26 protein-coding genes are annotated in these 25,103 nt (G+C 62.0%); 18 read left to right on the top strand and 8 right to left on the bottom strand.

The features are described 5' to 3' along the window. Positions 1 to 22: 22 nt before the first annotated feature. The 4 genes from ABNT42_RS20800 to ABNT42_RS20785 all read right to left on the bottom strand — a co-directional run bounded on the left by ABNT42_RS20800 (position 23) and on the right by ABNT42_RS20785 (position 1,888). The gene (locus tag ABNT42_RS20800) at positions 23 to 466 is read right to left on the bottom strand and encodes an SH3 domain-containing protein (protein WP_348700280.1); all 444 of its coding nucleotides are present in this window, start codon (positions 464 to 466) and stop codon (positions 23 to 25) included. A gap of 108 nt (positions 467 to 574) precedes the next feature. Continuing rightward, positions 575 to 1,060: a protein-export chaperone SecB gene (gene secB, locus ABNT42_RS20795; protein WP_348700278.1), complete on the bottom strand. Its 486-nt coding sequence runs from the start codon at positions 1,058 to 1,060 to the stop codon at positions 575 to 577. Between the two features lie 151 nt (positions 1,061 to 1,211). Further along, positions 1,212 to 1,472 carry a glutaredoxin 3 gene (gene grxC, locus ABNT42_RS20790; RefSeq protein ID WP_348700276.1) on the bottom strand — a complete coding sequence of 87 codons (261 nt, stop codon included), beginning with the start codon at positions 1,470 to 1,472 and terminating at the stop codon, positions 1,212 to 1,214. A gap of 14 nt (positions 1,473 to 1,486) precedes the next feature. Then, the gene (locus ABNT42_RS20785; protein ID WP_348700271.1) at positions 1,487 to 1,888 is read right to left on the bottom strand and encodes a rhodanese-like domain-containing protein; all 402 of its coding nucleotides are present in this window, start codon (positions 1,886 to 1,888) and stop codon (positions 1,487 to 1,489) included. A 107-nt stretch (positions 1,889 to 1,995) separates the two neighbouring features. On the opposite strand from ABNT42_RS20785, the gene gpmA reads away from it, so the two are divergent. The 18 genes from gpmA (at position 1,996) to ABNT42_RS20695 (ending at position 22,141) form a co-directional block, all read left to right on the top strand. Then, on the top strand, positions 1,996 to 2,742 hold the full coding sequence (gpmA, locus tag ABNT42_RS20780) for a 2,3-diphosphoglycerate-dependent phosphoglycerate mutase (RefSeq protein WP_348700269.1): 747 nt from the start codon (positions 1,996 to 1,998) through the stop codon (positions 2,740 to 2,742). Between the two features lie 82 nt (positions 2,743 to 2,824). Then, positions 2,825 to 4,222 (top strand): peptidoglycan DD-metalloendopeptidase family protein, encoded by a 1,398-nt coding sequence (locus ABNT42_RS20775; protein ID WP_348700464.1) that lies wholly within the window; start codon positions 2,825 to 2,827, stop codon positions 4,220 to 4,222. A gap of 14 nt (positions 4,223 to 4,236) precedes the next feature. Beyond that, on the top strand, positions 4,237 to 5,751 hold the full coding sequence (locus tag ABNT42_RS20770; protein WP_348700267.1) for a S41 family peptidase: 1,515 nt from the start codon (positions 4,237 to 4,239) through the stop codon (positions 5,749 to 5,751). Next, positions 5,748 to 6,503, top strand: a complete 756-nt coding sequence (locus ABNT42_RS20765) for a HesA/MoeB/ThiF family protein (RefSeq protein WP_348700265.1) — start codon at positions 5,748 to 5,750, stop codon at positions 6,501 to 6,503. The genes ABNT42_RS20770 and ABNT42_RS20765 overlap by 4 nt, the downstream gene beginning before the upstream one ends. A 39-nt stretch (positions 6,504 to 6,542) precedes the next feature. Further along, positions 6,543 to 8,660 (top strand): amidohydrolase family protein, encoded by a 2,118-nt coding sequence (locus tag ABNT42_RS20760; RefSeq protein WP_348700263.1) that lies wholly within the window; start codon positions 6,543 to 6,545, stop codon positions 8,658 to 8,660. A 168-nt stretch (positions 8,661 to 8,828) separates the two neighbouring features. Continuing rightward, a complete protein-coding gene (gspG, locus tag ABNT42_RS20755) occupies positions 8,829 to 9,272 on the top strand; it encodes a type II secretion system major pseudopilin GspG (RefSeq protein WP_348700261.1) in 444 nt (147 codons plus the stop codon). A gap of 19 nt (positions 9,273 to 9,291) precedes the next feature. Continuing rightward, positions 9,292 to 9,759, top strand: a complete 468-nt coding sequence (locus tag ABNT42_RS20750) for a GspH/FimT family pseudopilin (protein WP_348700259.1) — start codon at positions 9,292 to 9,294, stop codon at positions 9,757 to 9,759. Position 9,760: 1 nt separating this feature from the next. Beyond that, positions 9,761 to 10,135 carry a type II secretion system minor pseudopilin GspI gene (gene gspI / locus ABNT42_RS20745; protein ID WP_348700258.1) on the top strand — a complete coding sequence of 125 codons (375 nt, stop codon included), beginning with the start codon at positions 9,761 to 9,763 and terminating at the stop codon, positions 10,133 to 10,135. After that, positions 10,132 to 10,764 carry a prepilin-type N-terminal cleavage/methylation domain-containing protein gene (locus ABNT42_RS20740; RefSeq protein WP_348700257.1) on the top strand — a complete coding sequence of 211 codons (633 nt, stop codon included), beginning with the start codon at positions 10,132 to 10,134 and terminating at the stop codon, positions 10,762 to 10,764. Before gspI ends, ABNT42_RS20740 begins: the two co-directional genes overlap by 4 nt. Then, on the top strand, positions 10,761 to 11,789 hold the full coding sequence (gene gspK / locus ABNT42_RS20735; RefSeq protein WP_348700256.1) for a type II secretion system minor pseudopilin GspK: 1,029 nt from the start codon (positions 10,761 to 10,763) through the stop codon (positions 11,787 to 11,789). Before ABNT42_RS20740 ends, gspK begins: the two co-directional genes overlap by 4 nt. Positions 11,790 to 11,816: 27 nt before the next feature. Then, positions 11,817 to 13,076, top strand: a complete 1,260-nt coding sequence (gene gspL, locus ABNT42_RS20730; RefSeq protein ID WP_348700254.1) for a type II secretion system protein GspL — start codon at positions 11,817 to 11,819, stop codon at positions 13,074 to 13,076. Next, positions 13,073 to 13,591: a type II secretion system protein GspM gene (gspM, locus tag ABNT42_RS20725; RefSeq protein ID WP_348700252.1), complete on the top strand. Its 519-nt coding sequence runs from the start codon at positions 13,073 to 13,075 to the stop codon at positions 13,589 to 13,591. The genes gspL and gspM overlap by 4 nt, the downstream gene beginning before the upstream one ends. Positions 13,592 to 13,606: 15 nt before the next feature. Next, positions 13,607 to 14,380 carry a type II secretion system protein N gene (gspN, locus tag ABNT42_RS20720; protein ID WP_348700462.1) on the top strand — a complete coding sequence of 258 codons (774 nt, stop codon included), beginning with the start codon at positions 13,607 to 13,609 and terminating at the stop codon, positions 14,378 to 14,380. A gap of 20 nt (positions 14,381 to 14,400) precedes the next feature. Continuing rightward, on the top strand, positions 14,401 to 16,629 hold the full coding sequence (gspD, locus tag ABNT42_RS20715; RefSeq protein WP_348700250.1) for a type II secretion system secretin GspD: 2,229 nt from the start codon (positions 14,401 to 14,403) through the stop codon (positions 16,627 to 16,629). A gap of 1 nt (position 16,630) precedes the next feature. Beyond that, a complete protein-coding gene (gene gspE / locus ABNT42_RS20710) occupies positions 16,631 to 18,052 on the top strand; it encodes a type II secretion system ATPase GspE (RefSeq protein ID WP_348700248.1) in 1,422 nt (473 codons plus the stop codon). Positions 18,053 to 18,062: 10 nt separating this feature from the next. Continuing rightward, the gene (gene gspF / locus ABNT42_RS20705) at positions 18,063 to 19,283 is read left to right on the top strand and encodes a type II secretion system inner membrane protein GspF (RefSeq protein ID WP_348700247.1); all 1,221 of its coding nucleotides are present in this window, start codon (positions 18,063 to 18,065) and stop codon (positions 19,281 to 19,283) included. A 19-nt stretch (positions 19,284 to 19,302) separates the two neighbouring features. Beyond that, entirely contained in the window at positions 19,303 to 19,872 is a 570-nt protein-coding gene (locus ABNT42_RS20700; RefSeq protein WP_348700245.1) for a type II secretion system protein N, read from the top strand. Positions 19,873 to 19,879: 7 nt separating this feature from the next. Next, positions 19,880 to 22,141, top strand: a complete 2,262-nt coding sequence (locus ABNT42_RS20695; protein WP_348700243.1) for a patatin-like phospholipase family protein — start codon at positions 19,880 to 19,882, stop codon at positions 22,139 to 22,141. On the opposite strand, the gene ABNT42_RS20690 is transcribed toward ABNT42_RS20695, so the two are convergent. From ABNT42_RS20690 to hslV, 4 genes are read right to left on the bottom strand one after another with little or no spacing between them, the layout of a single operon-like run. After that, entirely contained in the window at positions 22,131 to 22,889 is a 759-nt protein-coding gene (locus ABNT42_RS20690; RefSeq protein ID WP_348700241.1) for a helix-turn-helix domain-containing protein, read from the bottom strand. The two genes, ABNT42_RS20695 and ABNT42_RS20690, sit on opposite strands and share 11 nt — an antisense overlap. A gap of 34 nt (positions 22,890 to 22,923) precedes the next feature. Next, a complete protein-coding gene (locus tag ABNT42_RS20685; protein WP_348700238.1) occupies positions 22,924 to 23,133 on the bottom strand; it encodes a hypothetical protein in 210 nt (69 codons plus the stop codon). A 34-nt stretch (positions 23,134 to 23,167) separates the two neighbouring features. Continuing rightward, a complete protein-coding gene (gene hslU / locus ABNT42_RS20680; protein WP_348700236.1) occupies positions 23,168 to 24,502 on the bottom strand; it encodes an ATP-dependent protease ATPase subunit HslU in 1,335 nt (444 codons plus the stop codon). Then, positions 24,499 to 25,041, bottom strand: a complete 543-nt coding sequence (gene hslV, locus ABNT42_RS20675) for an ATP-dependent protease subunit HslV (protein WP_348700234.1) — start codon at positions 25,039 to 25,041, stop codon at positions 24,499 to 24,501. Before hslV ends, hslU begins: the two co-directional genes overlap by 4 nt. Positions 25,042 to 25,103: the final 62 nt, after the last annotated feature.

Raw genomic sequence — 25,103 nt, 5'->3', positions numbered from 1 at the left:
GCGCACTCGCGCCGTGGCAACATTATATGCCCCAGACTTCGGTACTCTTGACGTAACCGCTCAGGCCGTCGCGATGACGCACCTTGATCCAGCCGTTGGCGGCCGGTTCCAGTACTTCGAGCAGTACGCCTTTGTCAGCAGTGAAGGCGGGGCTGGCATTGTCTTCGGCGGTGGCGCGCACTTTGGCGTTGGCCACACGCACGATGACGTTGTGTTTGGCGCTGAGGCCTTTGGCTTCGGTCCACGCCAGTTCGCCGCCCACATCGCGTACTTTGAGCCAGTCGCCATAGGCCAGCACCACTTCCAGCGGTGCGCCACGGGGCACGACATACAGCTTGCCGCCTTTGGTGGAAGGGGCGTCATACAGGATTACAGGGGCGGCACCCACGGTTTTGAAGTCGAACGCATGGCTGCTGGTCGCGGCCAGCATCAGGGACAGACTGATCAGAAAGCGGGGAAAGGTCATGGACTAGTCTAGCAGCAGATGGCAGCGCGGGCGCTACCTATCGGTATCGGGGGTGTTGCAGCTGCCGGACGGGCGTCCGGCAGCAGGAACCAGCCAGCTAAGACGTGCTTAGTGGGTGGTGGCGCCGTCAGCGGCGGCAGCTGGTGCAGCAGCAGCGGCTTCAGCCATTGCTTGCAGACGTTGCTGGTAGAACACTTCGAAGTTGATTTCTGCCAGATGTACTGGAGGGAAACCGGCACGGGTGATCACGTCAGCGATGTTGGCACGCAGGTAAGGGTAAACGATGTTAGGGCAACCGATGCCCAGCAGCGGATCCAGCTGTTCGGCTGGAATGTTGCGTGCTTCGAAGATACCGGCTTGTTTGCCTTCTACCAGGAAAGCGACCTTGTCTTTGACTTTAGCGGTCACGGTGATGGTGACGGTCGACTCGAAGATGCCTTCGGCCAGTGGCGTAGCGCCAACGTCCAGAGCGACTTCGATGCTAGGAGCTTCTTGTTCCAGGAAGATCGCTGGGGAATTTGGTTGTTCCAGCGACAGGTCCTTCAGGTAGACGCGTTGGATTTGGAAAACTGGTTGTTGAGTTTCGTCAGACATGGAACGCTTTCGTTGTAGTGAAATCGAGCGGCTTGCGCCGCTCCGAGAATGTTTGCTTGGTTGTACTGCCATCCAAACGCGAGGGCAATTGTATCAAAATCATTATGATTTCAAAGCTTTTCAACCATGCTGACGTTGTATTTAGTGGCGCTTAGCCATTTAACAAGGGGGTAAGGCCACCGGCTTGATCGAGCGCATACAGATCGTCGAAACCGCCCACGTGGGTGTCGCCGATATAAATCTGCGGTACGGTACGGCGGCCGGTCTTTTCCATCATGGCCATGCGCTGTTCCGGATCCAGATCAACCCGGATCTTTTCCAGCGTGGTCACGCCCTTGGATTCCAGCAGGCGTTCGGCGCGTACGCAGTAAGGGCATACGGCAGTGGTGTACATGATTACTCGGGCAGTCATGAGATTTCCTTCCTTTATTTCACCAGCGGCAGGTTGGCTTTTTGCCACGCAGCAACACCGCCATCCAGATTGACGACGTCGGTGAAGCCCGCTTTCAGCAGTTTGCCGGCGGCTGCACCGGAGCGCGCACCGCTGTGGCAGACCAGAATCACGCATTTGCTCTTGGCTTTTTCCAGTTCGCCGATGCGGCTGTCCAGATCGGCCAGCGGAATGTTCTTGGCGCCAGCTAAGTGACCAGTGGCAAATTCCGTTGCGTCGCGTACATCAACAATGGTGGCTTTGCCGCCATTTATCAAGACCGTGACTTCGTGCGGCGTGGCGCGTTTGCCGCGCTGGGTGAGTACCGGCCACAGCAGAGCACCGCCCGAAAGAGCCACGATGCCGATGACGAAAATATTATCAATGAAGAATTTCACAGGGATCCAATGGTTTAACTTAATCCGCGCATTATAAAATAGAAGCTGGAAGAGTTCTTGCAGTACCGGTTTTCCGTCCCGTTCACACTTTTTTGAAGATAGTTCACATGTATAAAATCGTTTTCATGCGCCATGGCGAGTCCACCTGGAACCTCTCGAACCGTTTCACCGGCTGGACCGATGTTGATCTGACCGAGAAAGGCGTGAGCGAAGCCAAAGCCGCCGGTAAAGTACTGAAAGATGCCGGTTACAGCTTCGATCTGGCCTACACCTCGGTACTGAAACGCGCCATCCGCACGCTCTGGCTGGCCATGGACGAGATGGATATGATGTATCTGCCAGTGAAAAACGACTGGCGCCTGAACGAGCGTCACTATGGCGCCCTGCAAGGTCTGGACAAGGGCGAAACCGCCGCCAAGTACGGCGACGATCAGGTGCTGGTATGGCGCCGCAGCTACGACACCCCGCCGCCAGCGCTGGAAGTGGGCGATGACCGTACTTCGTTCAACGACCCGCGCTACGCCGGTCTGAGCAAAGATCAGATTCCGCTGACCGAATGCCTGAAAGACACCGTGGCGCGCGTGATGCCCGTGTGGGAAGAAGAAATCGCCCCGGCTATCCGTGCTGGCAAGAAAATCATCATCTCGGCCCACGGCAACAGCCTGCGCGCCCTGATCAAGATGCTGGACGGTATCAGCGATAACGACATCGTCGGCCTGAACATCCCTAACGGCCAGCCGCTGGTGTACGAACTGGACGAAAATCTGAAGCCGATCCGTCACTACTATCTGGGCGACGCCGAAGCCATTGCGGCAGCGCAGGCTGCCGTAGCTAACCAGGGTAAGGCCAAGTAATTTGTCTCCTATTGCTCTCCCACGCTGGCGCGCTGCCCTGCAGCGCGCCGCTGTGCCGACCTTAGTATCCTTGCTGCTGTCGCTGCCGTTGCAGGGCGCGCAGGCAGCCACCTTCGGTAAAGCCACGGAACGCAGCAAGCAGAAAGCGGCGGCGGAAGCCGAGCGCGCCGGCCTGCAGCAAAAGCTCAGCGCGCTCAAGAAGGACATCAGCAAGACGGAAAGCGCCAAGGATGATGCGGCCGATACGCTGGCTGAATCGGAGCAGGCGATTTCCGACGCTAACCGTTCGCTGCGCGAGCTGGCGCAGGAGCAGGACGCCACCAACGTGCGGCTGCAGCAGCTGGCTGTCGAACACGAACGGCTGGCACAGGTGGTGGGACAGCAGAAGCAGCAGCTGGCCAGGCTGCTGCGCGAGCAGTATGTGGCCGGTAACGAAGACCGTATCAAGCTGCTGCTATCGGGCGATAACCCCAACCGTATCAACCGCGATCTGCAGATGATGGCCTATGTCTCGCAGGCCCAGGCACGGCTGCTGGAATCGCTGCGCGCCAACCTGAAAGCGGTAGAAACCAATCAGGCCGACGCGGAAAACGCCAAGGAAGAGCTGCAGGAAATCGCCGAAGAGCAGAAGCAGCAGAAGCAGAAACTGGAGCAGGAAAAGAGCCGGCGCGCGACGCTGCTGGCCAATCTGTCGAAAAAACTGGTGGCCCAGCGCAAGGAAGCGGGCAATCTGGAACGCGATGAACAGCGTCTGGGCGGGCTGGTGGATAAGCTCAACAAGCTGATACAGGAACAGGCCATTGCGGCGGCGGCCGAGAAAAAACGTCAGGAACAATTAGCTGCGGCACGGGCCGAAGCCAAGGCCAAAGCCGAAGCGGAAGCGCGTGCGCAGGCCAAGGCGGCGGCCGCCGAGGCCGAGCGCCAGCGGCTGGCCCGCGCGAATGGCGGCAAGGCCGGCAGCGTGAAGCCGGCCGACGAACCGAAAGTGGCGGTGCAGAAGCCGGTGGAAGCACCGAAGCCGCAGCCACGCGAGGAAGAAGCAGCCAGGCCGGCCGATATCGCACTGGCGCCAGCGGCGCCGGCCGGTGCTTTCGCCAGTCTGAAAGGGCAGTTGCGCCCGCCCGTGAGTGGCAAACTGGCGGCCCGCTTCGGCAGCAAACGGGGCGATGGGCCGAGCTGGAAGGGTGTGTTCATCCGCGCCAGCGAAGGCACGGGCATACAGGCTATTGCCGCAGGGCGGGTGGTATTTGCCGACTGGCTGCGCGGTTTCGGCAACCTGATCATCGTCGATCACGGTGGCCAGTACATGAGTATTTACGGGAATAACGAGACGCTGCTCAAGCGCATAGGCGAAATTGTCAAACCCGGCGATCAGATTGCCACGGCCGGTAACAGCGGCGGGCAGGAAGAATCGGGTCTATACTTCGAGTTACGCCATCAGGGCGCAGCATTCGATCCGGCTGGCTGGATCAAGTTTTAAGGTTTGCGGGAAAAATGGGCAACAAAGTCAAAAGCATGGTCCTGGTGGGACTGGGAATGGTGGCTGGTGTGGCCATCTCCCTGCAGTATCCCGCGATAGCGCAGAAAGCCAGCGGTTCGCCGCTGCCGCTGGAAGAACTGCGCCAGCTATCCGATGTTTTCGGCCTGATCAAAAGTGACTACGTCGAGCCAGTGGATGACAAGAAGCTGCTGACGGAAGCTATTTCCGGCATGGTGGCCTCGCTCGATCCCCATTCCGTCTACCTCGATAAGAAGGCTTTTGCGGAAATGCGCGAAACCGTCGAAGGCAAATTCGTCGGCATCGGCATCGAAGTGGGCATGGAGGATGGCTACCTGAAGGTGGTCTCGCCGATCGAAGATACGCCAGCGTTCAAGGCTGGTATCAAGGCTGGTGACCTGATCACGCGCATCGACAGCACGCCCATCAAAGGCTTGTCGCTGGATGAAAGCGTGAAGAAAATGCGCGGCGAGCCACGCACCAAGGTGGTGGTGACGATCAGCCGCAAGGATGAAGACAAGCCGCTGGTGCTGACCATCACGCGCGAAGAAATCCGCGTGCAGAGCGTCAAGGCCAAGATGGTGGAACCCGGTTATGCATGGCTGCGCATTTCGCAGTTCCAGGAGCCGACCGTGGAAGACATGGCCAAGAAGCTCGCCGCGCTGTATGCGCAGGACCCCCATCTGAAAGGGCTGGTGCTTGATCTGCGCAATGACCCCGGCGGCGTAGTACCGGGTGCGATTGGCGTTTCGGCGGCTTTCCTGCCGAAAGATGCCGTGGTGGTGTCCACCAATGGCCAGCTGGCCGATTCCAAACAGACTTTCTATGCCCGCCCAGAGTATTACATCGTGCGCGGCAAGAACGATCCGCTGGCCAAGCTGCCTGCTGCAATCAAGGATGTGCCGATGGTGGTGCTGGTGAATGCCGGTTCTGCTTCGGCTTCGGAAATCGTGGCCGGTGCGCTGCAGGACTACAAGCGCGCCATCATCATGGGTTCGCAGACTTTTGGCAAAGGCTCGGTGCAGACGCTGCGCCAGCTGACGGCTGATACGGCCGTCAAGTTGACCACGGCGCGCTACTACACGCCGCTCAACCGTTCGATACAGGCGCGCGGTATCGTGCCGGATCTGCTGGTGGATGAGAGCGCGGAAGGCGATGCCATGAAAGGCTTGCGCGTACGTGAAGCCGATCTGCAGAAGCATCTGAATAACGACAGTGATCCGGCAGCCGCCCAGTCGCAAGGGCCGCAGCGCGACGAGCTGGAAGAAGAACTGCGTGCGGTTGCGCTGGCGAAGAAATCCAAGCCGGTGGAATTCGGCTCCAAGGATGATTTCCAGCTGCAGCAGGCGCTGCGCCACTTCAAAGGCCAGCCCGTGCAGCTATCCAAGTCGGACGCACCAGCCGCGGCGGCTAGCGCGGCTGCTGCCTCGGCAGCTTCGGCATCGGCGTCTGCTACTGCCGCAGCTTCGGCTGCGGCCAGCGCCAAGTCTGCACCAGCGCCACGGCCATGAACGACCAGCAGTTGCTGCGCTACTCGCGCCATATTCTGCTCGACCAGATCGGTATCGAAGGCCAGCAGAAGCTGCTGGCGGCGCGTGCACTGGTGATCGGTGCAGGCGGCCTCGGTTCGCCGGCCGCGATGTATCTGGCTTCCGCTGGCGTGGGCCAGATCACGCTGGTGGATAACGACACGGTGGACCTGACCAATCTGCAGCGCCAGATCGCCCACACTACCGAGCGGGTAGGCCAGCCCAAGGCCGAATCGGCGCGTCAGACGCTGGGCCAGATCAATCCTGAAATCAGCGTGATCGCGCTCAACGAGCGCGCCGATGAAGCGCGCCTGCATGCGCTGGTGGCCGAAGCCGACGTGGTGCTGGACTGTACCGACAACTTCGCCACGCGCCATGCCGTCAATCGCGCTTGCGTAGCGCTGGGCAAGCCGCTGGTGTCGGGTGCCGTGATCCGTTTCGACGGCCAGATCAGCGTGTTCGATCCGCGCAGCGGCACCCAGCCCTGCTATTCCTGTCTGTTCCCGCAGGATCAGAAATTCGAAGATGTAGCCTGTTCGACCATGGGCGTGTTTGCGCCTCTGGTGGGCGTGGTGGGTGCCATGCAGGCAGCCGAAGCGCTCAAGCTGTTGATGGACGTCGGGACCTCACTGGCCGGCCGGCTGCTGATGCTCGACGGGCTGTATATGGAGTGGACCAGTATCGGTGTGGCACGCAACGGCGATTGTCCCGTTTGCGGCGGCTGCGCTGCCTAATATTCAAGCAATCAAGCACTCAAGCAAAAGGGGACTATCTTGCTGCTCAAACGACTCGCCATCATGCCGCTGGCACTGGCTGCTGCCTTTAGCGCACACGCTGCCAGCACCACCAAGTATCTGATCATCTCCGAAAACGCCAAGCAGATCGGCGCCCAGATCACCGAGCGTCTGGATGACGGTACTACCAAGGTGCGCTTCGAATTCAAGAACAATGGCCGCGGCCCCGATCTGACCGAACAGTTCCGCATGACGGCCGATGGCAGCATGACCAGCTACAGCGTGCAGGGTAATTCCACGTTTGGCGCCGTGGTCAATGAGCGTTTCGAGCGCAAGGGCGATCAGGCCGAATGGAAGTCCACTTCCGAGCAGGGCCAGAAGACTGTCAACGGTGCAGCGGGTTATTTGCCGCTGAATAGTTCGTTCGAAGTGGTGTCGGCATATATCGGCGTGCTGGCTGCTGCGCCTGATCACAAGATGGCGCTGCTGCCGTCCGGTACGCTGAGCCAGACCGTGCTCGATACGCTGGAAGTAAGCAGCGCGAGCGGCGCGAAACAGACCGTGCAGCTGGTGGCGCAGACGGGCGTGGGCCTGTCGCCTGCGTTCTACTGGGCGACCACGGATAGCAAGCCGCGCCTGTTCGGCGTGATCATTCCCGGCTTTGCCAACATACTGGAAGAAGGCTGGCAGGGCGCTGCGCCGCAAATGGCGGCACGCCAGAAGCAGGCCGAGAGCAAGATGCTGGAGAGTCTGGCCGTCAAGCTGCAGCAGCCACTCAATGGCCTGACCGTGGTGCGCAATGCGCGCGTGTTTGACAGCGAAAAAGCCGTGGTCGGTGCGCCGTCCGATATCTATCTGCTGCGTGGCCGGATTACGGCCGTGCTGCCAGCCGGTTCGCCGTCGCAGGGCGTGGTCAACACCATCGATGCAGAGGGCCGCATCGTGCTGCCCGGCCTGTTCGACATGCATGGCCACGTGGACCGCTGGTCCGGTGCACTGAATATGTCTACCGGCGTGACCAGCGTGCGTGACATGGGCAACGATAACACCCAGCTGCAGGCCATGCTGGATGAAACGGCGGCCGGCAAGCTGCTGGCGCCGCAAGTGGTGCCGGCCGGCTTCCTCGAAGGCGAGAGCCCGTTCAGCGCCAACAATGGCTATGTGATCAAGGATCTGGCGGAAGCCAAGAAAGCCATCGACTGGTATGCCCAGCATGGCTACCCGCAGCTGAAAATCTATAACTCCTTCCCTAAAGCCATCCTGAAAGATACGGTGGCGTATGCGCACAGCCGCGGCATGCGCGTCTCCGGCCACATTCCGGCTGGCCTGCGCGCGCAGGAAGCGCTGGATGCCGGATACGACGAAATCCAGCACATTAATCAGGTGCTGCTGAACTTCCTCGTCAAGCCGGATACGGAAACCCGTAACTTGAACCGTTTCGTGCTGCCGGCCGAAAAAGTGGCGGACATGGACTTTAACAGCAAGCCTTACAAGGATTTTGTGGCCGGGCTGGTGAAGAAGCAGATTTCCATCGATCCTACCCTGTCGGCCTTCGCCTTCCTGCAGCAGCGCGATGGTGATCTGAACGAGCCATACAAAGGTTTTGCGGCCAATATGCCGCCCGATGTGGCGCGCGGCTTTGCGGTGGGCGGCATGAAGATCGAAAACGATAAAGTCTGGCAGCGTTATCAGAAGTCCTACGCCAAGATGATCGAGTTCGTCGGCATCATGTACCGTGCCGGTGTGCCTATCGTGGCGGGTACGGACGATGTGCCGGGCTTCACGCTGCACTCCGAGCTGGCGCTGCTGGTCAAGGCCGGCCTGACGCCGGCGCAGGCGCTGCAGGTAGCCACCCGCAACGGTGCACGCTACACCCGCACCAGTCATGAGCGCGGCAGCATCACGCCGGGCAAACTGGCCGATCTGGTGCTGGTGGATGGCGATCCGACCAAGGATATTGCCGATCTGCGCAAGGTGGCGGCTGTCATCACCCGTGGCTATCTGGTGTCGCCACGTGATATCGATGCCGCGCTGGGCATTGCACCGTTCGTCGCCGCCACGCCCAAGCTGGTGACGACGCCGGTGGCCGCAGCGGCAGGCGCTGGTAATGAAGGCGCTTTGCAGCGCATCGAAACCAGCACCCGCAAACACGATTAAAAGGTAAAACGGGGTAAAGAACGGGCGGCAGAGCTGCCCGTTTAAGTGGCAGCTAAGGCAGGCAACGCAAAAATTAGCGCCATTTAGTCAGCCTGTCATGATTCACCCTTATACTTTCGCACGCACTTTTTGCACTTATTTTGCACTTACTTTGTCGGTACACCGAATATGAAAAAATTCTCCTCCCCGCGTCGCGCCGCACGTGGTTTTACGCTGATCGAAATCATGGTGGTGGTAGTCATCATGGGCGTACTGGCGGCGCTGGTGGTGCCCAAGCTGCTGAGCCGTACGGGTGAATCCAAGATTGCCGCAGCCAAGGTGGATATCGCCACCGTGATGCAGTCGCTCAAGCTGTACAAGCTGGATAACCAGCGTTATCCCACTACCGAACAGGGCTTGCAGGCGCTGCTGACCAAACCCACCAATGGCCCTGCGGCCAATGGCTGGAAAGCGGGCGGGTATCTGGAAAAGATGCCGAAAGACCCATGGGGTAACCCGTATCAGTTCCTGTCGCCCGGCATCCATGGCGAAGTGGACGTGTTCTCCTACGGTGCGGATGGCGCGCCCGGTGGTACTGGCGATGATGCCGACATCGGTTCGTGGGATAACTAGGCGGCAGGGATAGCGCATCATGCGCACCGCTGCGGCACGCGGTTTCACGCTCATCGAGCTGCTGGTGGTGATGGTCATACTGGGCATCACTCTGGGGCTGGTGAGTCTGAACGCCTTGCCCGGCAAGGAACAGGGCATGCGCGAAGATGCCCAGCGCATTGCGCTGCTGCTGCAGGTGGCGCGTGATGAAGCCATCGTGCGCAACCGCCAGATCGCTTTCGAGGCGGGGGCAGATGGCTACCGCTTCATGATCCGCAATGAAAAACAGTGGGAACTGCCGCAGCAGGACGACATGCTGCGCGAGCGCGCTTTCAAGCATACGCCGCTGACGCTGGTGCTGGACCCGCCACCCAGCGATATCAATCCCGGCCTGCGTATCGTATTCGGCCGCGAGCCGGTGGATAAGCCTTTTGTGCTGACGCTGCGCAGCGGCGAAACCAGTGTGGCTATTCATGCCGATGGTGTCGGTCATTTCACGGTGGACTAGCATGCGCAAATCGACCGTACAACAAGGCTTTACCCTGCTGGAGGTGCTGGTGGCGCTGGTCATCGTCGGCACGGCGCTAGGCGCATCGCTGCGCGCCGTGGGCAGCCTGACGGCCAATAGCGATGGCTTGCGCAGTTCCATGATGGCCACGTGGTCGGCCGAGAACCGCATGGTGCAGATGCGCCTCAGTAAGCAGTTCCCGGCCGTGGGCAAGCAGGTCTATGAATGTCCGCAGGGTGATCTGAAGCTGATGTGCGAGGAAGAAGTTATCGCCAGCCCGAATCCCCGCTTCCGCCGCGTGGAAGTGAGCGTGTACGATCAGGCGCAGCCGGAACGGCGCATCGTCAAGCTGGTGCAACTGGTGCTGAACCAATGATGCCGACTTTGCCGAACCGCCACCGCGGCTTTACCCTGATCGAGCTGCTGGTGGCGATCTCCATACTGGCCATCGTCGCCGTGCTGGGCTGGCGCGGCCTAGATGGCATTATCCGTTCGCGTAGTGTGCTGACTGACCAGATGGGCCAGACGCGCGGCATGCAGCTGGCCTTTGCCCAGATGCAGAGCGATGCGGCGCGTCTGGCCCCGGCTACGCTGCTGCAGGGCCGCGCCTATCTGCAGGCGGAAAATCAGGGCCTGACGCTGGTGCGGCTGGTATTGAGCGATATGCAGCCAACCCGCCTGCAGGTAGTGTCCTACCGTTTGCGCAATGGCGAACTGCTGCGGCGCGAATCGCCGGCCACGCGCGAGCTGCAGCAGCTGGACGCGCTGTGGCAGGCCGCGATCAGCAATAGCGATCAGGATCAGCAGGGCAGTGTCACGCTGCAGAGCGGTGTGCAGGGCCTGAGCGTGCGTTACTGGGTCGGCACGGGCTGGGTGCCGGCAGCGGGGATTTCCACGGCGGCCAGCACTACGACGGCCAATCAGCCCACCGGCATGGAAGTGGCGCTGACCTTGCAGGACAGCGGACAGCCACTGGTCAAATCCTTCCTGCTGGGGGCACTATGAAGCGCCGGCATCAACGCGGGGTGGCGGTGGTGACGGCGCTGCTGCTGACCACGTTGGCCGTGACCATCGTGGCCAGTCTGTTCTGGCAGCAGCAGGTGCAGGTGCGCTCGATGGAAAATCAGCGTTTGCAATTGCAGACGCGCTGGATCGTGCGCGGTGCGCTGGATCTGAGCCGGTTAGTGCTGTATCAGGATTTTCTGGATTCGCCCAATACCACCCGCCTTAACGGGGTGTGGGCCACGCCACTGGAAGAAACCCGGCTGGATGACTACATCGAACGGGAAAGAGCGCAGGCAGAAAATTTCAATGCCACTCTGTCTGGCCGTATGCTGGATGCACAGTCGCGCTACAATCTGACTAATCTGGTGAAGGCGGGGCAGCGCGCGCCCGATCCGCAGCAGGTGGCGGCCTTCCAGCGCCTGCTGCTGAATGTGCAGCTGGACGCAGGGCTGGCACAGGCAGTGGCGACCACGGTAGCGAATGCGCAGACGCTGCAGACCAGTGCCAGCGCTGCTGCCGCCGCTGCCGCGGAAGCTTCGGTGACGCCGCCGCTAGTGTCAGCAAATTCGGCAAATTCGGCGCAGAGCGGCCAGCAAAGTAGCGCGCCGCAGGCACTGGGATTGTTGCGGGTGGAAGATCTGCTGACCATCAGCGGCTTCACGCCGGCTGCCATCGAGCGTCTGCGCGAGCTGGTGATCGTGCTGCCCGAGCGTACCGATCTGAATGTGAATACGGCGCCGGCGGAACTGCTGGCAGCGGCGGTGGATCGGCTGTCGCTGGCGGATGCGGCGGCGTTAGTGAATGTACGACGCCGTACGCCTTTCCAGAGCCCGGCAAATTTCGAGGAACACGCGCAGTTGTCGCAGAACGGTGCGCTGAAGGCGAGTATCCCCGTTGCAGTAAAGAGTAATTATTTTCTGGCGCTGAGCAAGGTAAAGCTTGATCGCGCGACGCTCGACACGGTGTCGCTGCTCAAGCGCGCTAGCAACGGCGCCACCAGCGTCGAGTGGATACGGGAAAACTAGAACAGGCAAGAACGAAAGCGAGATCCATTGAGTACACTTTTTATCCGCTATCCGGCCAAGGCCAGCATCGAAAATGGTGCGGCGCAGAGCTGTGCGTATGCGCTGGTGGGCGATGCCGGCCATCTGCAGCAGCAGGGCGCTGCGGCGCTGGGCAGTCTGGCTGATCTGGTCGCGTCGGCGCGCCGAGTAGTGCTGCTGCTGGCTGCGGCCGATGTCACGCTGTTGCAGGTGACGGCGCCACCGCTGTCCCCGGCCCGTCTGAAAGCCGCCTTGCCCGGACTGGTGGAAGAACAGGTGCTGGGCGATCCGGCTGATTGCGTGCTGGCTGCCGGCCCGGCCGATGCGCAAGGTGTGCGTACGGTCGCGGTGGCGCAGCGCGCCTGGCTGGAACGGCTGGCGCAGGCTTTGCTGGCACAAGGCGCGCATAGCATCGCCCTATTGCCGGCACAACTGTGCCTGCCGTATCAGCCGGGCACGGTCACAGCCGCGCTGGGTGTCAGCGATGCCGGCTACGAGCTGGCCGTGCGTGCGGCGCAGTCGGCCGGTTTTGGTCTCACGCTGTCGGCAGATGCGCTGGCGGCTTTGCAGACCTTGCGCGCGCTGGCCGGCAGCGATCCCGTCACGCTGTATCTGCCGGCTGGTCTGCTGTCCCAGTTTGCCGCCCTGCAGGCCGGCAGCGAGGCAGTGCACGGCATCACCGTGCTGGAAGACCAGTGGGTGCACTGGGTTGCGGCTATTCGCGCCGGCGCCGGAGCGGGCGCGCTGGATCTGGCGCCGGCGCTGGGTACTACCGGCAATGCTGGCCGCCAGTGGCAGCGCTGGCGCTGGCCGCTGCGTATCGCCGTAGCGGCGCTGCTGGTGAATGTGGCGGGTCTGAATCTCGAGTGGCTGGGTTTGCGGCGCGCGGCCGATAGTGTGCGCCAGTCCATGCAGCAGACTTTCAAGGCGGCCTACCCGAACGAACCGGCCATCTATCCGCTTGAACAGATGCGCAAGAATGTCGCGCTGGCCAAGGCCGATGGTGGCGAAGCAGCCGCCGACGAATTTACCGCCCTCAGTGCAGCACTGGGCGAGGCGCTGGCCGTGTTGCCGCGCAAGGACATCATCGCCACGCTGGAATACCGCGACCGCGCGCTGTTCCTGAAAGTGAAACCGAATATGGTGGACAGCGCCGCACAGGCGCAGTTGCGCGCAGCGCTGGCGGCACGCCAGCTGGATCTGGCCGAAAGCTCGGCCGGTAACTGGCAAGTGCGTGTACTGCGTGGCGCAGCAGGAGGAAAACCATGAGCGCGATAAACCAGATGATGAATGATTACCGGGCCCGCGCAGCAGCTTTCTGGAGTGTGCGTACGGAGCAGGAACGTACTTTCCTGCGCGTCGGTGGTGTGGTGCTGGGCGCCGCGCTGTTCTATTCCGTGCTGCTAGGACCAGCGCTGGAGGGACGCGACAAGCTGCGCAAGGCGCTGCCGGAACTGCGTCAGCAGGCGGCCGAGTTACAGGCCTTAGCGGCGCAGGCCGCTGCGCTGCGTAGCCAGAACAGCATTGCACCGTCGCCTATGTCGCGCGATACGCTGGCGACCAGCCTGACGGCGCGAGGGCTGAGCGCCCAGTCGCTGTCGGTGACGGGCGAATACGCCAGAGTGCAGCTGAACGGCGTGCCGTTTGCTGCGCTGGTGGTATGGCTCGATGCGTTGCGGGTCGAGAGCAAGATACAGGTGCAGGAAGCCAGCATCAGCGCGCAGGACAGCGCCGGGATGGTGAATGCCACGCTGACGCTGCGCCAGAGCGGCACCGGTCGCTAGGCGGAAAGCGTGACGATGAAGCGTAGCGTGTTATGGTTGTTGACGGTGTTACTGAGCGTGCTGCTGACGCTGGCCGTGTTTCTGCCGGCCAGCTGGCTGGGTGTGCTGGTGGAGCAGCAGAGTGGCGGGCGTTTGACGCTGGGAGATGCGCAGGGTACGCTGTGGCGCGGTTCGGCGTTTATCGGTGGTGCACCGGGCAATAACAGTGCTGTAACGCCGCTGCTGCCGGGGCGTTTTAGCTGGACGATTTCGCCGCTAGCCTTGCTGGGCATGGTGGAGATGCAGCTGGCGAATAGCGAATCGCTGGCGCAGCCGCTAACCGTCAAGGGAGGCTGGACCCACTGGCAGCTCAGTCCATCGGCGCTGCTGTTGCCGGCCAATGGTTTGTCCGGACTGGGCGCGCCGCTGAATACTATTGCGCCTAGCGGCGTCATGCGGCTGTCGTGGAGTACGCTGGAACTGGCGCTGGAACAGCGCCAGTTGAAGGTACAGGGGCGTACTACGCTGGAGATGACAGAAATGGCGTCGCGCCTGTCGTCGGTACGGCCGCTGGGGAGTTACCAGCTGGCGCTGGACTGGCAGGGCCAGTCGGCGGCGCTGACGCTGGCATCGACTAGCGGGCCTTTGCTGTTAAGCGGCAAAGGCAGTCTCGATCATGGCCGGCTGCAGTTTTCCGGTCAGGCCGAAGCAGCACGAGGAAGTGAAGAAGCACTGGCCAACCTGCTTAATCTGCTGGGCCAGCGCAAGCCGAATAGTGAGCGCAATATCATCGCTTTAGAGTTCCACTAAGTTCAGAAAAAGTTCAGACAATGAAAACACCGTCCCTGCAACGAACCCACCTTCCTGCGCTGCGTCGCCTGAGCGCCGGTGCGATGCTGTGCTGCGCGCTCGGCACCCTGCCTACTGCCCTGATGCTGCTGCCATTCAGCGCGCAGGCGGCGGAAGAAGCGGCTCTGAACTTTGTCGGCGCCGATATCGAGTCCGTCATCAAGGCGGTGGGCCACTACACCAACATCACCTTCGTGATCGATCCGCGCGTGAAAGGCACGCTGACGCTGGTGTCGGAGAAATCCATCAGCAAGGCGCAGGCCTTCAATCTGCTCACCTCCGCATTGCGCCTGCAGGGCTTTGCCGTGGTCAGTGGTGACGGTTATGCCAAGGTGGTGCCGGAAGCCGATGCCAAGTTGCAGGCCGGCCCGACGCAGGTGGGTGCCGGACAGGCCGCGGCCAAGGGCGATCAGGTGGTCAGTCAGATCTTCCAGCTCAATTACGAATCGGCCGCCAACGTGGTGACGGTGCTGCGTCCGCTGATTTCGCCGAACAATACCATCAACGCCAACCCCGGCAACAACAGCGTGGTGGTGACCGATTACGCTGATAACGTCAAGCGGCTGGCCAAGATTGTGGCCGCACTCGACGTGCCCGCGGTCGCCGATCTGGATGTGATCCCGGTGCGCTACGCGATCGCCAGCGATCTGGCGACCATGATCAACAAGCTGCTGGAAGGCGGCGCCAGTGCTGGCGATGCAGGCAAGACCACGGTGCTGGCCGACCCGCGTACCAACTCGCTGGTGCTGCGCGCACCATCGGCGGCACGCGCCAATCTGGCCAAATCGCTGATCGCCAAGCTGGATCAGCCGACGGCAGAACTGGGTAATGTGCATGTGGTCTACCTGAAGAATGCCGAAGCAGCCAAGCTGGCGCAGACGCTGCGTTCTGTGATGTCGGGCGATACGTCGGCCGCCACGGCCACCGGTATGCCTAGCAGCGGGCAGTCGGGCCAGAACCAGAGCAGCATGAATAACCAGAGCAGCAACAGCGGCAGCAGCGGTAGCTCGTCGGGCGGCCCCACCAATCCGCTGCTGACCAGCAGCTCGCAGCAGCAACAGGCTGGTGGCGGCACGGCCGGCTACATACAGGCTGATTCCACCACCAATACCCTGATCATCACGGCACCGGAATCGGTGTACCGCAATCTGCGCGCCGTGATCGACCAGCTCGATGTGCGCCGTGCGCAGGTGTATATTGAATCGCTGATCGTGGAAGTCTCGTCCGACAAGGCCTCCGAGTTTGGCGTGCAGTGGGTCGGTGCTACCGGCAATGAAAACAGTACCTATCGCGTCGGTGGCCTGCAGTCGTATTCGACGGGCGGCACCAACAATAATATCGCCACGCTGGCCAACTCCCTGCTCGGCAAGACGACCACTACCAGTACTTCCAGCAGCAGTACCATGCCCGGCAACGGTCTATCGATCGGCGTGTTCAAGCAGGTGGCGGGCGGGCTGGGTCTGGGCGCACTGGCGCACTCGCTGGAATCGGATGGCAATGCCAACATTCTGTCGACGCCTAACATGATCACGCTGGATAACGAACTGGCTTCGATACAGGTGGGGCAGAACGTGCCGATTCTGAGCGGCCAGTTCACCACCACTTCCGGCACGGCCAGCAATCCGTTCCAGACCATCGACCGGCGCGAAGTGGGTCTGACGCTGAAAGTACGGCCGCAGATTTCCGAAGGCGGCACCATCAAGATGGCGATCTACCACGAGACTTCCAGCGTGGATAAGTCCACTTTGACGGCATCGGCCGGCATCACCCTGAACAAGCGCGTGATCGAGAATAACGTGATCGCCGACGATGGACAGATCATTGTGCTTGGTGGTCTGATCGAAGATACCGAAGGTGATGGCACTGACAAGGTGCGTGGTCTGGGTGACATTCCCGTGCTGGGCAATCTGTTCAAGTACCAGACCCGCACGCGCAAGAAAACCAATCTGATGGTGTTCCTGCGTCCGGTGGTAATCCGTAACAAGGAGCAGAGCACTTCGCTGGCCACCGACCGCTACGACTATATGCGTGCAGCGCAGGAAGCCGTGAAGCCGGCTGACAGCATACTGGTCAAGGATCTGGGCCAGCCGCTGCTGCCGCAACTGCAGAATGGCGTGCCAGTCGGCAGCGGTGCGGTAGCGCGTCCGGTGCCGCCAGCACCGTTCCCTAGCCGTGCGCCGGGCGCAGGCGAAAGCGGCAAGCAGCAATAACATGAGCAACCTGTTACCTTACGCGTTTGCGCGCGATTTTCTGCTGCTGGCTCAGCCCAGCGATACGGCCGAAGGCACGGTGGAGGTGCGCGTTTGCGCCGCTACAGCGCCGGCAGCCATTGCCGAAGTCTCGCGCCGCTTCGGCCGCATCCAGCTGACTATGCTGGCGCGTGCCGATCTGGATGCAGCGATTGCCGCCGCCTACGCCAGTTCGGGCGGCAATGCGTCGGTGGTGGCGGAAGAATTCGATGCCGATCTCGATCTGACCCGTTTGCTGCAGGACGTACCGGCGATTGAGGATCTGCTGGAATCATCCGACGATGCGCCCGTGATCCGCATGATCAATGCGCTGCTGACGCAGGCATTGCGCGACAGCGCCTCGGACATCCACATCGAACCGTTCGAGCAGACTTCCGTGGTGCGCTTCCGCATCGACGGTGCGCTGCGCGATATTGTGCGGCCGCGCAAAGCCATCCACGGCTCGCTGATTTCGCGTATCAAGATCATGGCGCAACTGGATATCGCCGAGAAGCGTCTGCCGCAGGATGGCCGCATCACCTTGCGCATCGGCGGTAAACCGGTGGATGTGCGGGTATCTACCCTGCCGACCGGCCACGGCGAACGTGCCGTGCTGCGTTTGCTGGACAAGGAAGCGGGCCGGCTCGATCTGCAGCATCTGGGCATGGGCGCAGCCATGCTGGGCGAGTTCGATGCGCTGATCAAGCAGCCGCACGGCATCGTGCTGGTGACGGGGCCGACCGGCTCCGGTAAAACCACCACGCTGTATGCCGCGCTGTCGATGCTGAACGCCACCAGTACCAACATCATGACGGTGGAAGACCCGATCGAGTATGACCTGAACGGCGTTGGCCAGACGCAGGTCAACCCGCGTATCGACATGACGTTTGCCAAGGCGCTGCGGGCGATCCTGCGGCAGGACCCGGACGTGATCATGATCGGCGAGATTCGTGATCTGGAAACCGCGCAGATCGCCGTGCAGGCCTCGCTGACCGGCCACCTGGTGCTGGCCACGCTGCACACCAACGATGCTGCCGCTGCTGTCACCCGTCTGCTGGACATGGGCATAGAACCGTTCCTGCTGTCGTCTTCGCTGCTGGGCGTGCTGGCGCAGCGGCTGGTGCGCAAACTGTGCGGTAGCTGCAAGCGTCATGACAATGGCGAGTGGCATGCGGTTGGTTGCGAGCATTGCGGCCACACGGGCTATCAGGGCCGCGTGGGTATTTACGAACTGCTGCAGACGACAGAACAGATCCGCGCCCAGATTCACAACCGCGCGTCGGAAGCGGAAGTGCGCACCAGTGCGCTGGCAGGTGGCATGCAGACCATGCGCGAGGATGGCGAGCGCTGGCTGGAGCAGGGCGTGACCACCCGCGCCGAACTGCTGCGTGTGACCAAGGACTAGACGAGCGACCATGCCAGCATTCCGTTATGAAGCCGCCGATGCCGGTGGCGCCAGCAAGAAGGGTGTCCTGAATGCCGATAGCGCCCGTTCGGCCCGCGCCGAACTGCGCGCGCAGGGACTGGTGCCGCTGAAGGTTGAAGTGATCGCTGCGCAAGTGGATGGCAGTGGTGCGGCGCGCAGCCGTGGTTTCGGCGAAAGCCTGTCGGCCAATGAGCTGGCGCTGTTCACGCGCCAACTCGCCAGCTTGCTGGAAGCGGGTCTGCCGCTGGAGCAGGCTTTCACCGCGCTGCTGGAGCAGGCCGAGCGCAGTTATGTGCGTGACCTGATCGCCTCGATCCGCTCGGAAGTGATAGGCGGTGCGTCGTTGTCCGATGCCCTGTCGCGCCACCCGCGCGACTTCGCTGAAATTTATCGTGCGCTGGTAGCTTCCGGAGAGCAGATTGGCCAGCTGTCACGCGTGCTGTCGCGGCTGGCCGACTACATCGAGCGGCGTAATGCGCTGATCCAGAAAGTACGGCTGGCATTTACCTATCCGGCCATCGTCACGGTGGTGGCATTTGCCATCGTGATCTTCCTGCTGACCTATGTGGTGCCGCAGATTGTCTCCGTGTTCGCCAATACCAAACAGAAGCTGCCGCTGCTGACCATCATCATGCTGGCGGTGTCCGATTTCGTGCGCCATTACGGCATCGTGGTGGCCATCGCACTGGTGGGGGCATGGGTGGGCTGGCGCCGCGCACTGCAGAACCCAGACCTCAAGCGGCGCTGGCATACCTGGCTGCTGACGGCACCTTTGTACGGCAAGTTCGAGCGCAGTCTGAATACTTCGCGCTTTGCCAGCACGCTGGCAATCACCACCGGCTCCGGCGTACCGATTTTGCGCGCGCTGGAAACCAGCCGCGATACCTTGTCCAACGTCGCCATGCGCGAACTGGTGGAGCAGGCCAGCGATGCCGTGCGCGAAGGTGTTAGTCTGGCGCGGGCGTTGTCGGCGCAGAAGCACTTCCCGCCCATGCTGATCCACATGATACGGGCCGGTGAAATCACGGGCGAGCTGCCGGCCATGCTGAACCGCGCTGCCGCTGCGCAGGAAGCCGATCTGGAACGCCGCACCTTGACCATAGCCGGCCTGCTGGAACCGGCCTTGATACTGGCCATGGGCGTGGTAGTGCTACTGATCGTGCTGGCTGTGCTGATGCCGATTATCGAAATTAACCAGCTGGTTCGCTAAACCGGAAAAATTCTAGACCATGAAGCGTTTGCCTTTGATTCTTACTGTCTGTGCCGTGGTGCTGTTGTCGGCATCGCTGGCCTACTGGGCGCTGCAGTTTTTCAAACCGGCCCAGCGTGCGCTGGCCGCGCCACCGCAGCAACTGGCCATGCCGCTTAATCTCGATGCGGCCAAAGGTCTGTTTGGTGGCCAGATCACGGTGGCGGCAGCCAGCAACTACCAGCTGAAAGGCGTGGTAGCGGCACAGGGCAGCGATAGTGCCGCCATCATTTCGGTGGATGGCCAGCCGGCCATGGCCTACGGGCAGGGCCGCGAGATTGCGCCCGGTGTCACCATCAAGGAAGTGCAGGCTAAATATGTGGTGCTGTCGGAAGGCGGTGCGCTCAAGCGCATCGAACTGGCCAGCGATGCTGGCGTGAGCAGCACGCCGGCGCCGTCGCTGTTACCGGCCGGTGCAGCAGTAACGCCGCAAGCGCAGCCGCAGCCGCAGCCGCCCGCTCCGGCGCCCGCCCCACCGACATCGGCGGCGCGTGCTGCCAGTACCCCCACCCAGATTGCTCCCGTGCCCGGCTTCGACCGACTGCAATAGGACCTCTATGCTGATCTCCCGTACTCTGGCCGCCGCTGTCTGCTGCGGCCTTTTGCTTTCCAGTCTGTTCAACTCTGCGCAGGCGCAGGACAGCGGCCCTGCCGCTAGTTCGGTGGCGCCCGCACCGGCGCCCGATGCAGCACTCAAGCCACGGCCGAAAGTAGCGCTGGTGCTGTCCGGCGGCGGGGCGCGCGGCTTTGCCCACATCGGCGTGCTGCGCGCTTTGCAGGAATTGCGCGTGCCGGTGGATATCGTGGTCGGCACCAGTATGGGCAGCGTGGTGGGTGGTGCCTATGCGGCCGGTAGTTCGGTGGACCAGATGGAGCGGCTGGTACGGCGCACCGACTGGAATGCCGTAGTGGCCGACCGGCCGCCCCGTGATGAACTGGTGTATCGCCGCCGTGAAGAAGATCTGCTGCTACCTTCGCGCATCGAATTCGGCGCACGCATGGACGGGGTGTCGCTGCCGCCTGCTGCGGCCGGCAATGAAGCGCTGGAACTGGCGCTGACCCGCGTGCTGCCCCATGGTGCGCGCGACAAGCCGGTAAACCTGCTGCAACTGCCGTTCCGTTCCGTGGCGTCCGATCTGGTAACGGGCGAACTGGTGGAACTGAGCGACACGCCGCTGTTTCTGGCCATGCGTGCATCACTGGCTGTGCCGGGCGTATTTGCCCCCGTGCGGGTAAATCAGCGCCTGCTGGTCGATGGTGGTCTGGTGCGCAACCTGCCGGTGGATGTGGCGCGCGAGATGGGGGCCGAGATCATCATCGCGGTGAACGTGGGTACCCCGCTGGCGCAGGAAAAGGAACTGATCAGCGCCGTCAGCGTGGCGCAGCAGATGCTGCAGATCCTGACGGAGCAGAACGTGCAGCGCTCGCTCAAGGAACTGCGCGCCGGCGATGTACTGCTGCAGCCCGATCTGGGCGGCATCGGCTTCCTCGACTTTGCCCGCCATGAGCGCGCCATGAAGTCCGGCGAAGCGGCGGTGCGCGCCATGAGTGCGCGCCTGCTGCAACTGGCACTGCCGGAAGCCCAGTATGCCGCCTATGAACTCAAGCGCCTGTCAGCGCCCGTGGGTATCGATCATCCGGTCATGCTGACCAAGGTGGAAGTAGCGCCCAGTGGCCGCATTAATCCGCAGGAATTGCTGGTGCAGTCGGGCCTGAAAGTGGGCACGGAAGTCACTAGCGAACAGGCGCAGCAGGCTGCCAACCATTTGTTCGGACGCGGTGATCTGGCGCGAGTGGAAACGGAAATCCGCGATGACCGCGATGGCCGTTCGGTGCTGATTAAACCCACCGAGGCTGACTGGACGCATAGCCGCTTGCGCGTGGGGCTGGAACTGACCAGCGATTTCGCCGACAACAATGCCTTCGAGCTGAAAGGCATGCACGTGCTGACCTCCCTGAACGACTGGGGCGGTGAATTGCGCACCGTCGCGCGGGTGGGCACCGAGCGTGCGCTGGGCACCCAGTTCTGGCAGCCGCTGGGCATCGGTGCGCCGTGGTATTTCGCGCCTGAGCTCAGTTACAGCTCCACGGGCGGCGATTTGTTCGATAACAGCGGCTTCCGTCAGGCCCGTTACGGCGTCAAGACTGGGCGGGCCAATCTGGCGCTGGGGCGACAACTGGGACGCTGGGGCGATTTGCGGTACTCGGTGGGACGGGTCAAACAGGTGCTGCACCTGACGGTGCCGGAAGATCATACGGAACAGAGCGAAGTGCGCTCCGTGCAGGAACTGTCGTTCAATATCGATACGCTCGACACGGTGGCTTTCCCTACCCGCGGCACCCTGTTCACGCTGGACTGGACGCGCCTGATGCACTCCAAGGATGAAGGGCCGGTGATGGCACGCCAGTCGGTGCAGGGCCTGCAGGCCTTTCATCTGGATCGCTGGGCCGGTCACCTATATGCCGAATGGTCGCGCAGTCTAGGTAACGTCAATGCCAATACCCTGGGCGGTTTCCTGCGTCTGTCGGGATCGACGCCGGGATCGGTGGTGGGTAGCCGCACCATACTGGGACGGATGGTGATGGCGCGCAGTGTGGGCGCCATGCCGGCTGCGCTGGGCGGTGATGTGCGGCTGGGCTTCTCGCTGGAAGCGGGCGGCGCTTACAGCCCCGACAGCCCGCTGCGCTGGGGCGCGCTGCATCAGGCGGCGAGCGCATTCGTGGCAGTGGATACCCGTTTCGGTCCGCTGTATTTCGGCGCCGGTACCACCAAGGGCGGCAACAGCAGCGGCTATCTGTTCCTCGGCCCTATCTGGTAGCGCTAGGCGCAGCAGGGTTGCGGCGCAGTGCCGTGAAGGCGGAGAATTCCCACGAGCGGAAGCCGATCAGCAGGGTGAAGCCGTCGCGCTCCTGCGCTGCCAGCCGGCGGTCGCTCTGGTGCAGCCGCGCCAGTTCGCCGGCCAGTTGCTGGATCCGTCCCACCAGTTCCTGCGCGCTGGGCTGCGACAGGCGGGCGGGCAGACATAGCAGGGTTTCGCCCGCACCGTTAAAGCTGCCGGCAAAATAATCATCAACCACGTGGGCGCGGAAGAACTGCTGCACGGGGCCGTCCGGCAGCCAGCGGAAGGCGTTGGAGACGCGCAGGCGGTAGCGGTTCAGGGGTTTCAGTTCGATCAGGCCGAGGCGATCCAGTTCCGCCAGCAGCAATATGCATTCAGGCTCGGTCAGGCTATAGGTTTCCAGTACCTGTTCCAGGGTCCAGTGGCCCAGACAGCAGATCGCCATGAGCAGCAGCTTGGGCTGGGCCAGTAGCGAGTTTTCCTGCGTCAGCGTGAGGGTATCGGCCTGCGGCGTGGCGTCGGCCGCGGCGCGCAGCACATCTTCCATCGCCACACCGGCCGCCTTGCAGATCTGCGCCAGCCGCGACAGCGGCATATCGGCCTGACCGAACATGCGCTTGACGCTCGATTCGCTCATGTCGATACGCTCGGCCAGCATCTTGTAGGTGACATCGGCTGCGCGCAGATGGCTGCGCAGCACTTGCAGGATGATTTCCGGTGAACTCATGACGACCCTTGTGCAAAGAACAAAAGGTATCGTATCACGCGTCCGGATCGGGATCGAGCTTCTGGGTCAGGCGCGCCAGCAGACGCTTGGCGGCCTGACGTTCGTTAGCGTGAGGTTTGGCGTGAGGGCCGGCACCGCCGGCGCGGGCTTTGGCCGCCACCGCCACGGGATTGCGCGGTGGCTGCTGCGACGGCTCTACCCGGATGCGCATTTTCTGCCGTGTTGCCAGTGCCTTGTTGGCCATCTTTGCCCCCTTTGCCCTCTGCCAGTGAGCGCGCTTACAGCACGTAGCGCGACAGGTCTTCGTTGACGGCCAGCGCATCGAGCCGCGCATTCACATACGCCGCATCGATGGTGATGGTGCTGCCGCTAGTTTCACTGGCGCTGAACGACAGTTCTTCCAGCAGCTTTTCCATCACCGTGTAGAGCCGGCGTGCGCCGATGTTTTCCGTGCGCTCGTTGACCGAGTGGGCAATTTCAGCCAGACGGGTAATCCCTTCCGGTGCGAATTCCACTTGCACCTCTTCGGTGGCCAGCAGCGCTGCATACTGGCGCGTCAGGCAGGCGTCGGTGCTGGTCAGGATGCGCTCGAAGTCGGCGATCGACAGCGATTCCAGCTCCACCCGGATGGGGAAGCGACCCTGCAGTTCCGGAATCAGGTCGGACGGCTTGGCCAGATGGAAGGCGCCGGAGGCGATGAACAGGATATGGTCGGTGCGGATCATGCCGTACTTGGTGTTGACGGTGGTGCCTTCCACCAGCGGCAGCAGGTCGCGCTGCACGCCAGCGCGCGACACATCGGCGCCGCCCACTTCCGAGCGCGAAGCGATCTTGTCGATTTCGTCGAGGAACACGATGCCGTTCTGCTCGACGTTCTGGATCGCCTTCTGTTTCATTTCCTCTTCGTTGACCAGCTTGGCCGCTTCTTCGTCCACCAGCACTTTCATGGCGTCGCGGATCTTGACCTTGCGCGCCTTCTTGCGCGCGTTGCCCATGCCGGAGAACATGCTCTTGATCTGCTCCGTCATTTCTTCCATGCCCGGTGGCGCCATGATTTCCATCTGCGGCCCCGCATCGGCCAGTTCGATCTCGATTTCCTTGTCATCGAGTTCGCCCTGACGCAGACGCTTGCGGAAAGTCTGGCGCGTGCTGTCGCCTTCTTTCGGCGCTTCGCTACCGGCATTGAAGCCGAAGTCGCGTGCCGGTGGCAGCAGAATGTCGAGGATGCGGTCTTCCGCCGCATCTTCGGCGCGCGCGCGCACCTTGGCCATTTCCGCCGAGCGGGTCTGCTTGATGCCGATATCGATCAGGTCGCGGATGATGGTGTCCACGTCGCGCCCCACATAGCCCACTTCAGTGAACTTGGTGGCTTCCACCTTGATAAAGGGAGCGTCGGCCAACTTGGCCAGACGGCGGGCGATTTCCGTTTTACCCACGCCGGTAGGGCCGATCATCAGGATGTTTTTCGGCGTGATTTCGTGGCGCAGGGGCTCGGCCACCTGCTGGCGGCGCCAGCGGTTACGCAGGGCGATGGCGACTGCCTTCTTGGCCTTGGCCTGACCGACCACATGCTTGTCGAGTTCGCCGACGATTTCTTGTGGAGTCATGTTCATGCTGGATCCAGTGTTTCGATAATGTGGTTCAGATTGGTGTAGATGCACAGTTCGCCCGCGATGGTGAGCGATTTCTTGACGATTTCGGCTGGTGCCAGTTCAGTGTTTTCCACCAGCGCCTTGGCGGCCGACTGGGCATACGTACCGCCCGAGCCGATGGCGCCCACGCCACCTTCCGGTTCCAGCACGTCGCCATTGCCGGTAATCACCAGCGTCGAGCTGGCATCGGCCACCAGCAGCATGGCTTCGAGACGGCGCAGCACGCGGTCGGTACGCCAGTCCTTGGCCAGTTCCACCGAGGCGCGTAGCAGATTACCCTGATGCTTTTCCAGTTTGCCCTCGAAGCGGTCGAGCAAAGTAAAGGCGTCGGCCGTGCCGCCGGCGAAGCCGACCAGTACTTTGCCGCCGTAGACTTTGCGGACTTTGCGGGCCGTGCCCTTCATGACGATGTTGCCCAGTGTTACCTGACCATCGCCGCCCAGTGCGACCTGATCGCCGCGTCGCACGCACAGGATGGTGGTGCCGTGAAATTGTTCCATAGTGACCTCAGAGTAATTGCATACTGCCGTAAGCTCCCATATGGGGCAGCGGGCGTGAATTG

The sequence above is a fragment of the Duganella fentianensis genome (assembly GCF_964031615.1).
Taxonomy (GTDB): domain Bacteria; phylum Pseudomonadota; class Gammaproteobacteria; order Burkholderiales; family Burkholderiaceae_D; genus Rugamonas; species Rugamonas fentianensis_A.
Note: the sequence above shows the minus strand (reverse complement) of the source record. Positions and strands in the feature narration are given on the sequence as shown.

Bases quoted from the DNA above. Each gene is read 5' to 3' on its own strand.
- hslV (WP_348700234.1), bottom strand. From the start codon at position 25,041: ATGGAACAATTTCACGGCACCACCATCCTGTGCGTGCGACGCGGCGAT.
- ABNT42_RS20765 (WP_348700265.1), top strand. From the start codon at position 5,748: ATGAACGACCAGCAGTTGCTGCGCTACTCGCGCCATATTCTGCTCGAC.
- gspN (WP_348700462.1), top strand. From the start codon at position 13,607: ATGAAGCGTAGCGTGTTATGGTTGTTGACGGTGTTACTGAGCGTGCTG.
- gspK (WP_348700256.1), top strand. From the start codon at position 10,761: ATGAAGCGCCGGCATCAACGCGGGGTGGCGGTGGTGACGGCGCTGCTG.
- ABNT42_RS20800 (WP_348700280.1), bottom strand. From the start codon at position 466: ATGACCTTTCCCCGCTTTCTGATCAGTCTGTCCCTGATGCTGGCCGCG.
- gpmA (WP_348700269.1), top strand. From the start codon at position 1,996: ATGTATAAAATCGTTTTCATGCGCCATGGCGAGTCCACCTGGAACCTC.
- ABNT42_RS20695 (WP_348700243.1), top strand. From the start codon at position 19,880: ATGCTGATCTCCCGTACTCTGGCCGCCGCTGTCTGCTGCGGCCTTTTG.
- ABNT42_RS20750 (WP_348700259.1), top strand. From the start codon at position 9,292: ATGCGCACCGCTGCGGCACGCGGTTTCACGCTCATCGAGCTGCTGGTG.
- gspG (WP_348700261.1), top strand. From the start codon at position 8,829: ATGAAAAAATTCTCCTCCCCGCGTCGCGCCGCACGTGGTTTTACGCTG.
- ABNT42_RS20700 (WP_348700245.1), top strand. From the start codon at position 19,303: ATGAAGCGTTTGCCTTTGATTCTTACTGTCTGTGCCGTGGTGCTGTTG.
- gspD (WP_348700250.1), top strand. From the start codon at position 14,401: ATGAAAACACCGTCCCTGCAACGAACCCACCTTCCTGCGCTGCGTCGC.
- gspI (WP_348700258.1), top strand. From the start codon at position 9,761: ATGCGCAAATCGACCGTACAACAAGGCTTTACCCTGCTGGAGGTGCTG.
- gspM (WP_348700252.1), top strand. From the start codon at position 13,073: ATGAGCGCGATAAACCAGATGATGAATGATTACCGGGCCCGCGCAGCA.
- ABNT42_RS20685 (WP_348700238.1), bottom strand. From the start codon at position 23,133: ATGGCCAACAAGGCACTGGCAACACGGCAGAAAATGCGCATCCGGGTA.
- secB (WP_348700278.1), bottom strand. From the start codon at position 1,060: ATGTCTGACGAAACTCAACAACCAGTTTTCCAAATCCAACGCGTCTAC.
- ABNT42_RS20770 (WP_348700267.1), top strand. From the start codon at position 4,237: ATGGGCAACAAAGTCAAAAGCATGGTCCTGGTGGGACTGGGAATGGTG.
- ABNT42_RS20690 (WP_348700241.1), bottom strand. From the start codon at position 22,889: ATGAGTTCACCGGAAATCATCCTGCAAGTGCTGCGCAGCCATCTGCGC.
- gspF (WP_348700247.1), top strand. From the start codon at position 18,063: ATGCCAGCATTCCGTTATGAAGCCGCCGATGCCGGTGGCGCCAGCAAG.
- gspE (WP_348700248.1), top strand. From the start codon at position 16,631: ATGAGCAACCTGTTACCTTACGCGTTTGCGCGCGATTTTCTGCTGCTG.
- ABNT42_RS20740 (WP_348700257.1), top strand. From the start codon at position 10,132: ATGATGCCGACTTTGCCGAACCGCCACCGCGGCTTTACCCTGATCGAG.
- grxC (WP_348700276.1), bottom strand. From the start codon at position 1,472: ATGACTGCCCGAGTAATCATGTACACCACTGCCGTATGCCCTTACTGC.
- hslU (WP_348700236.1), bottom strand. From the start codon at position 24,502: ATGAACATGACTCCACAAGAAATCGTCGGCGAACTCGACAAGCATGTG.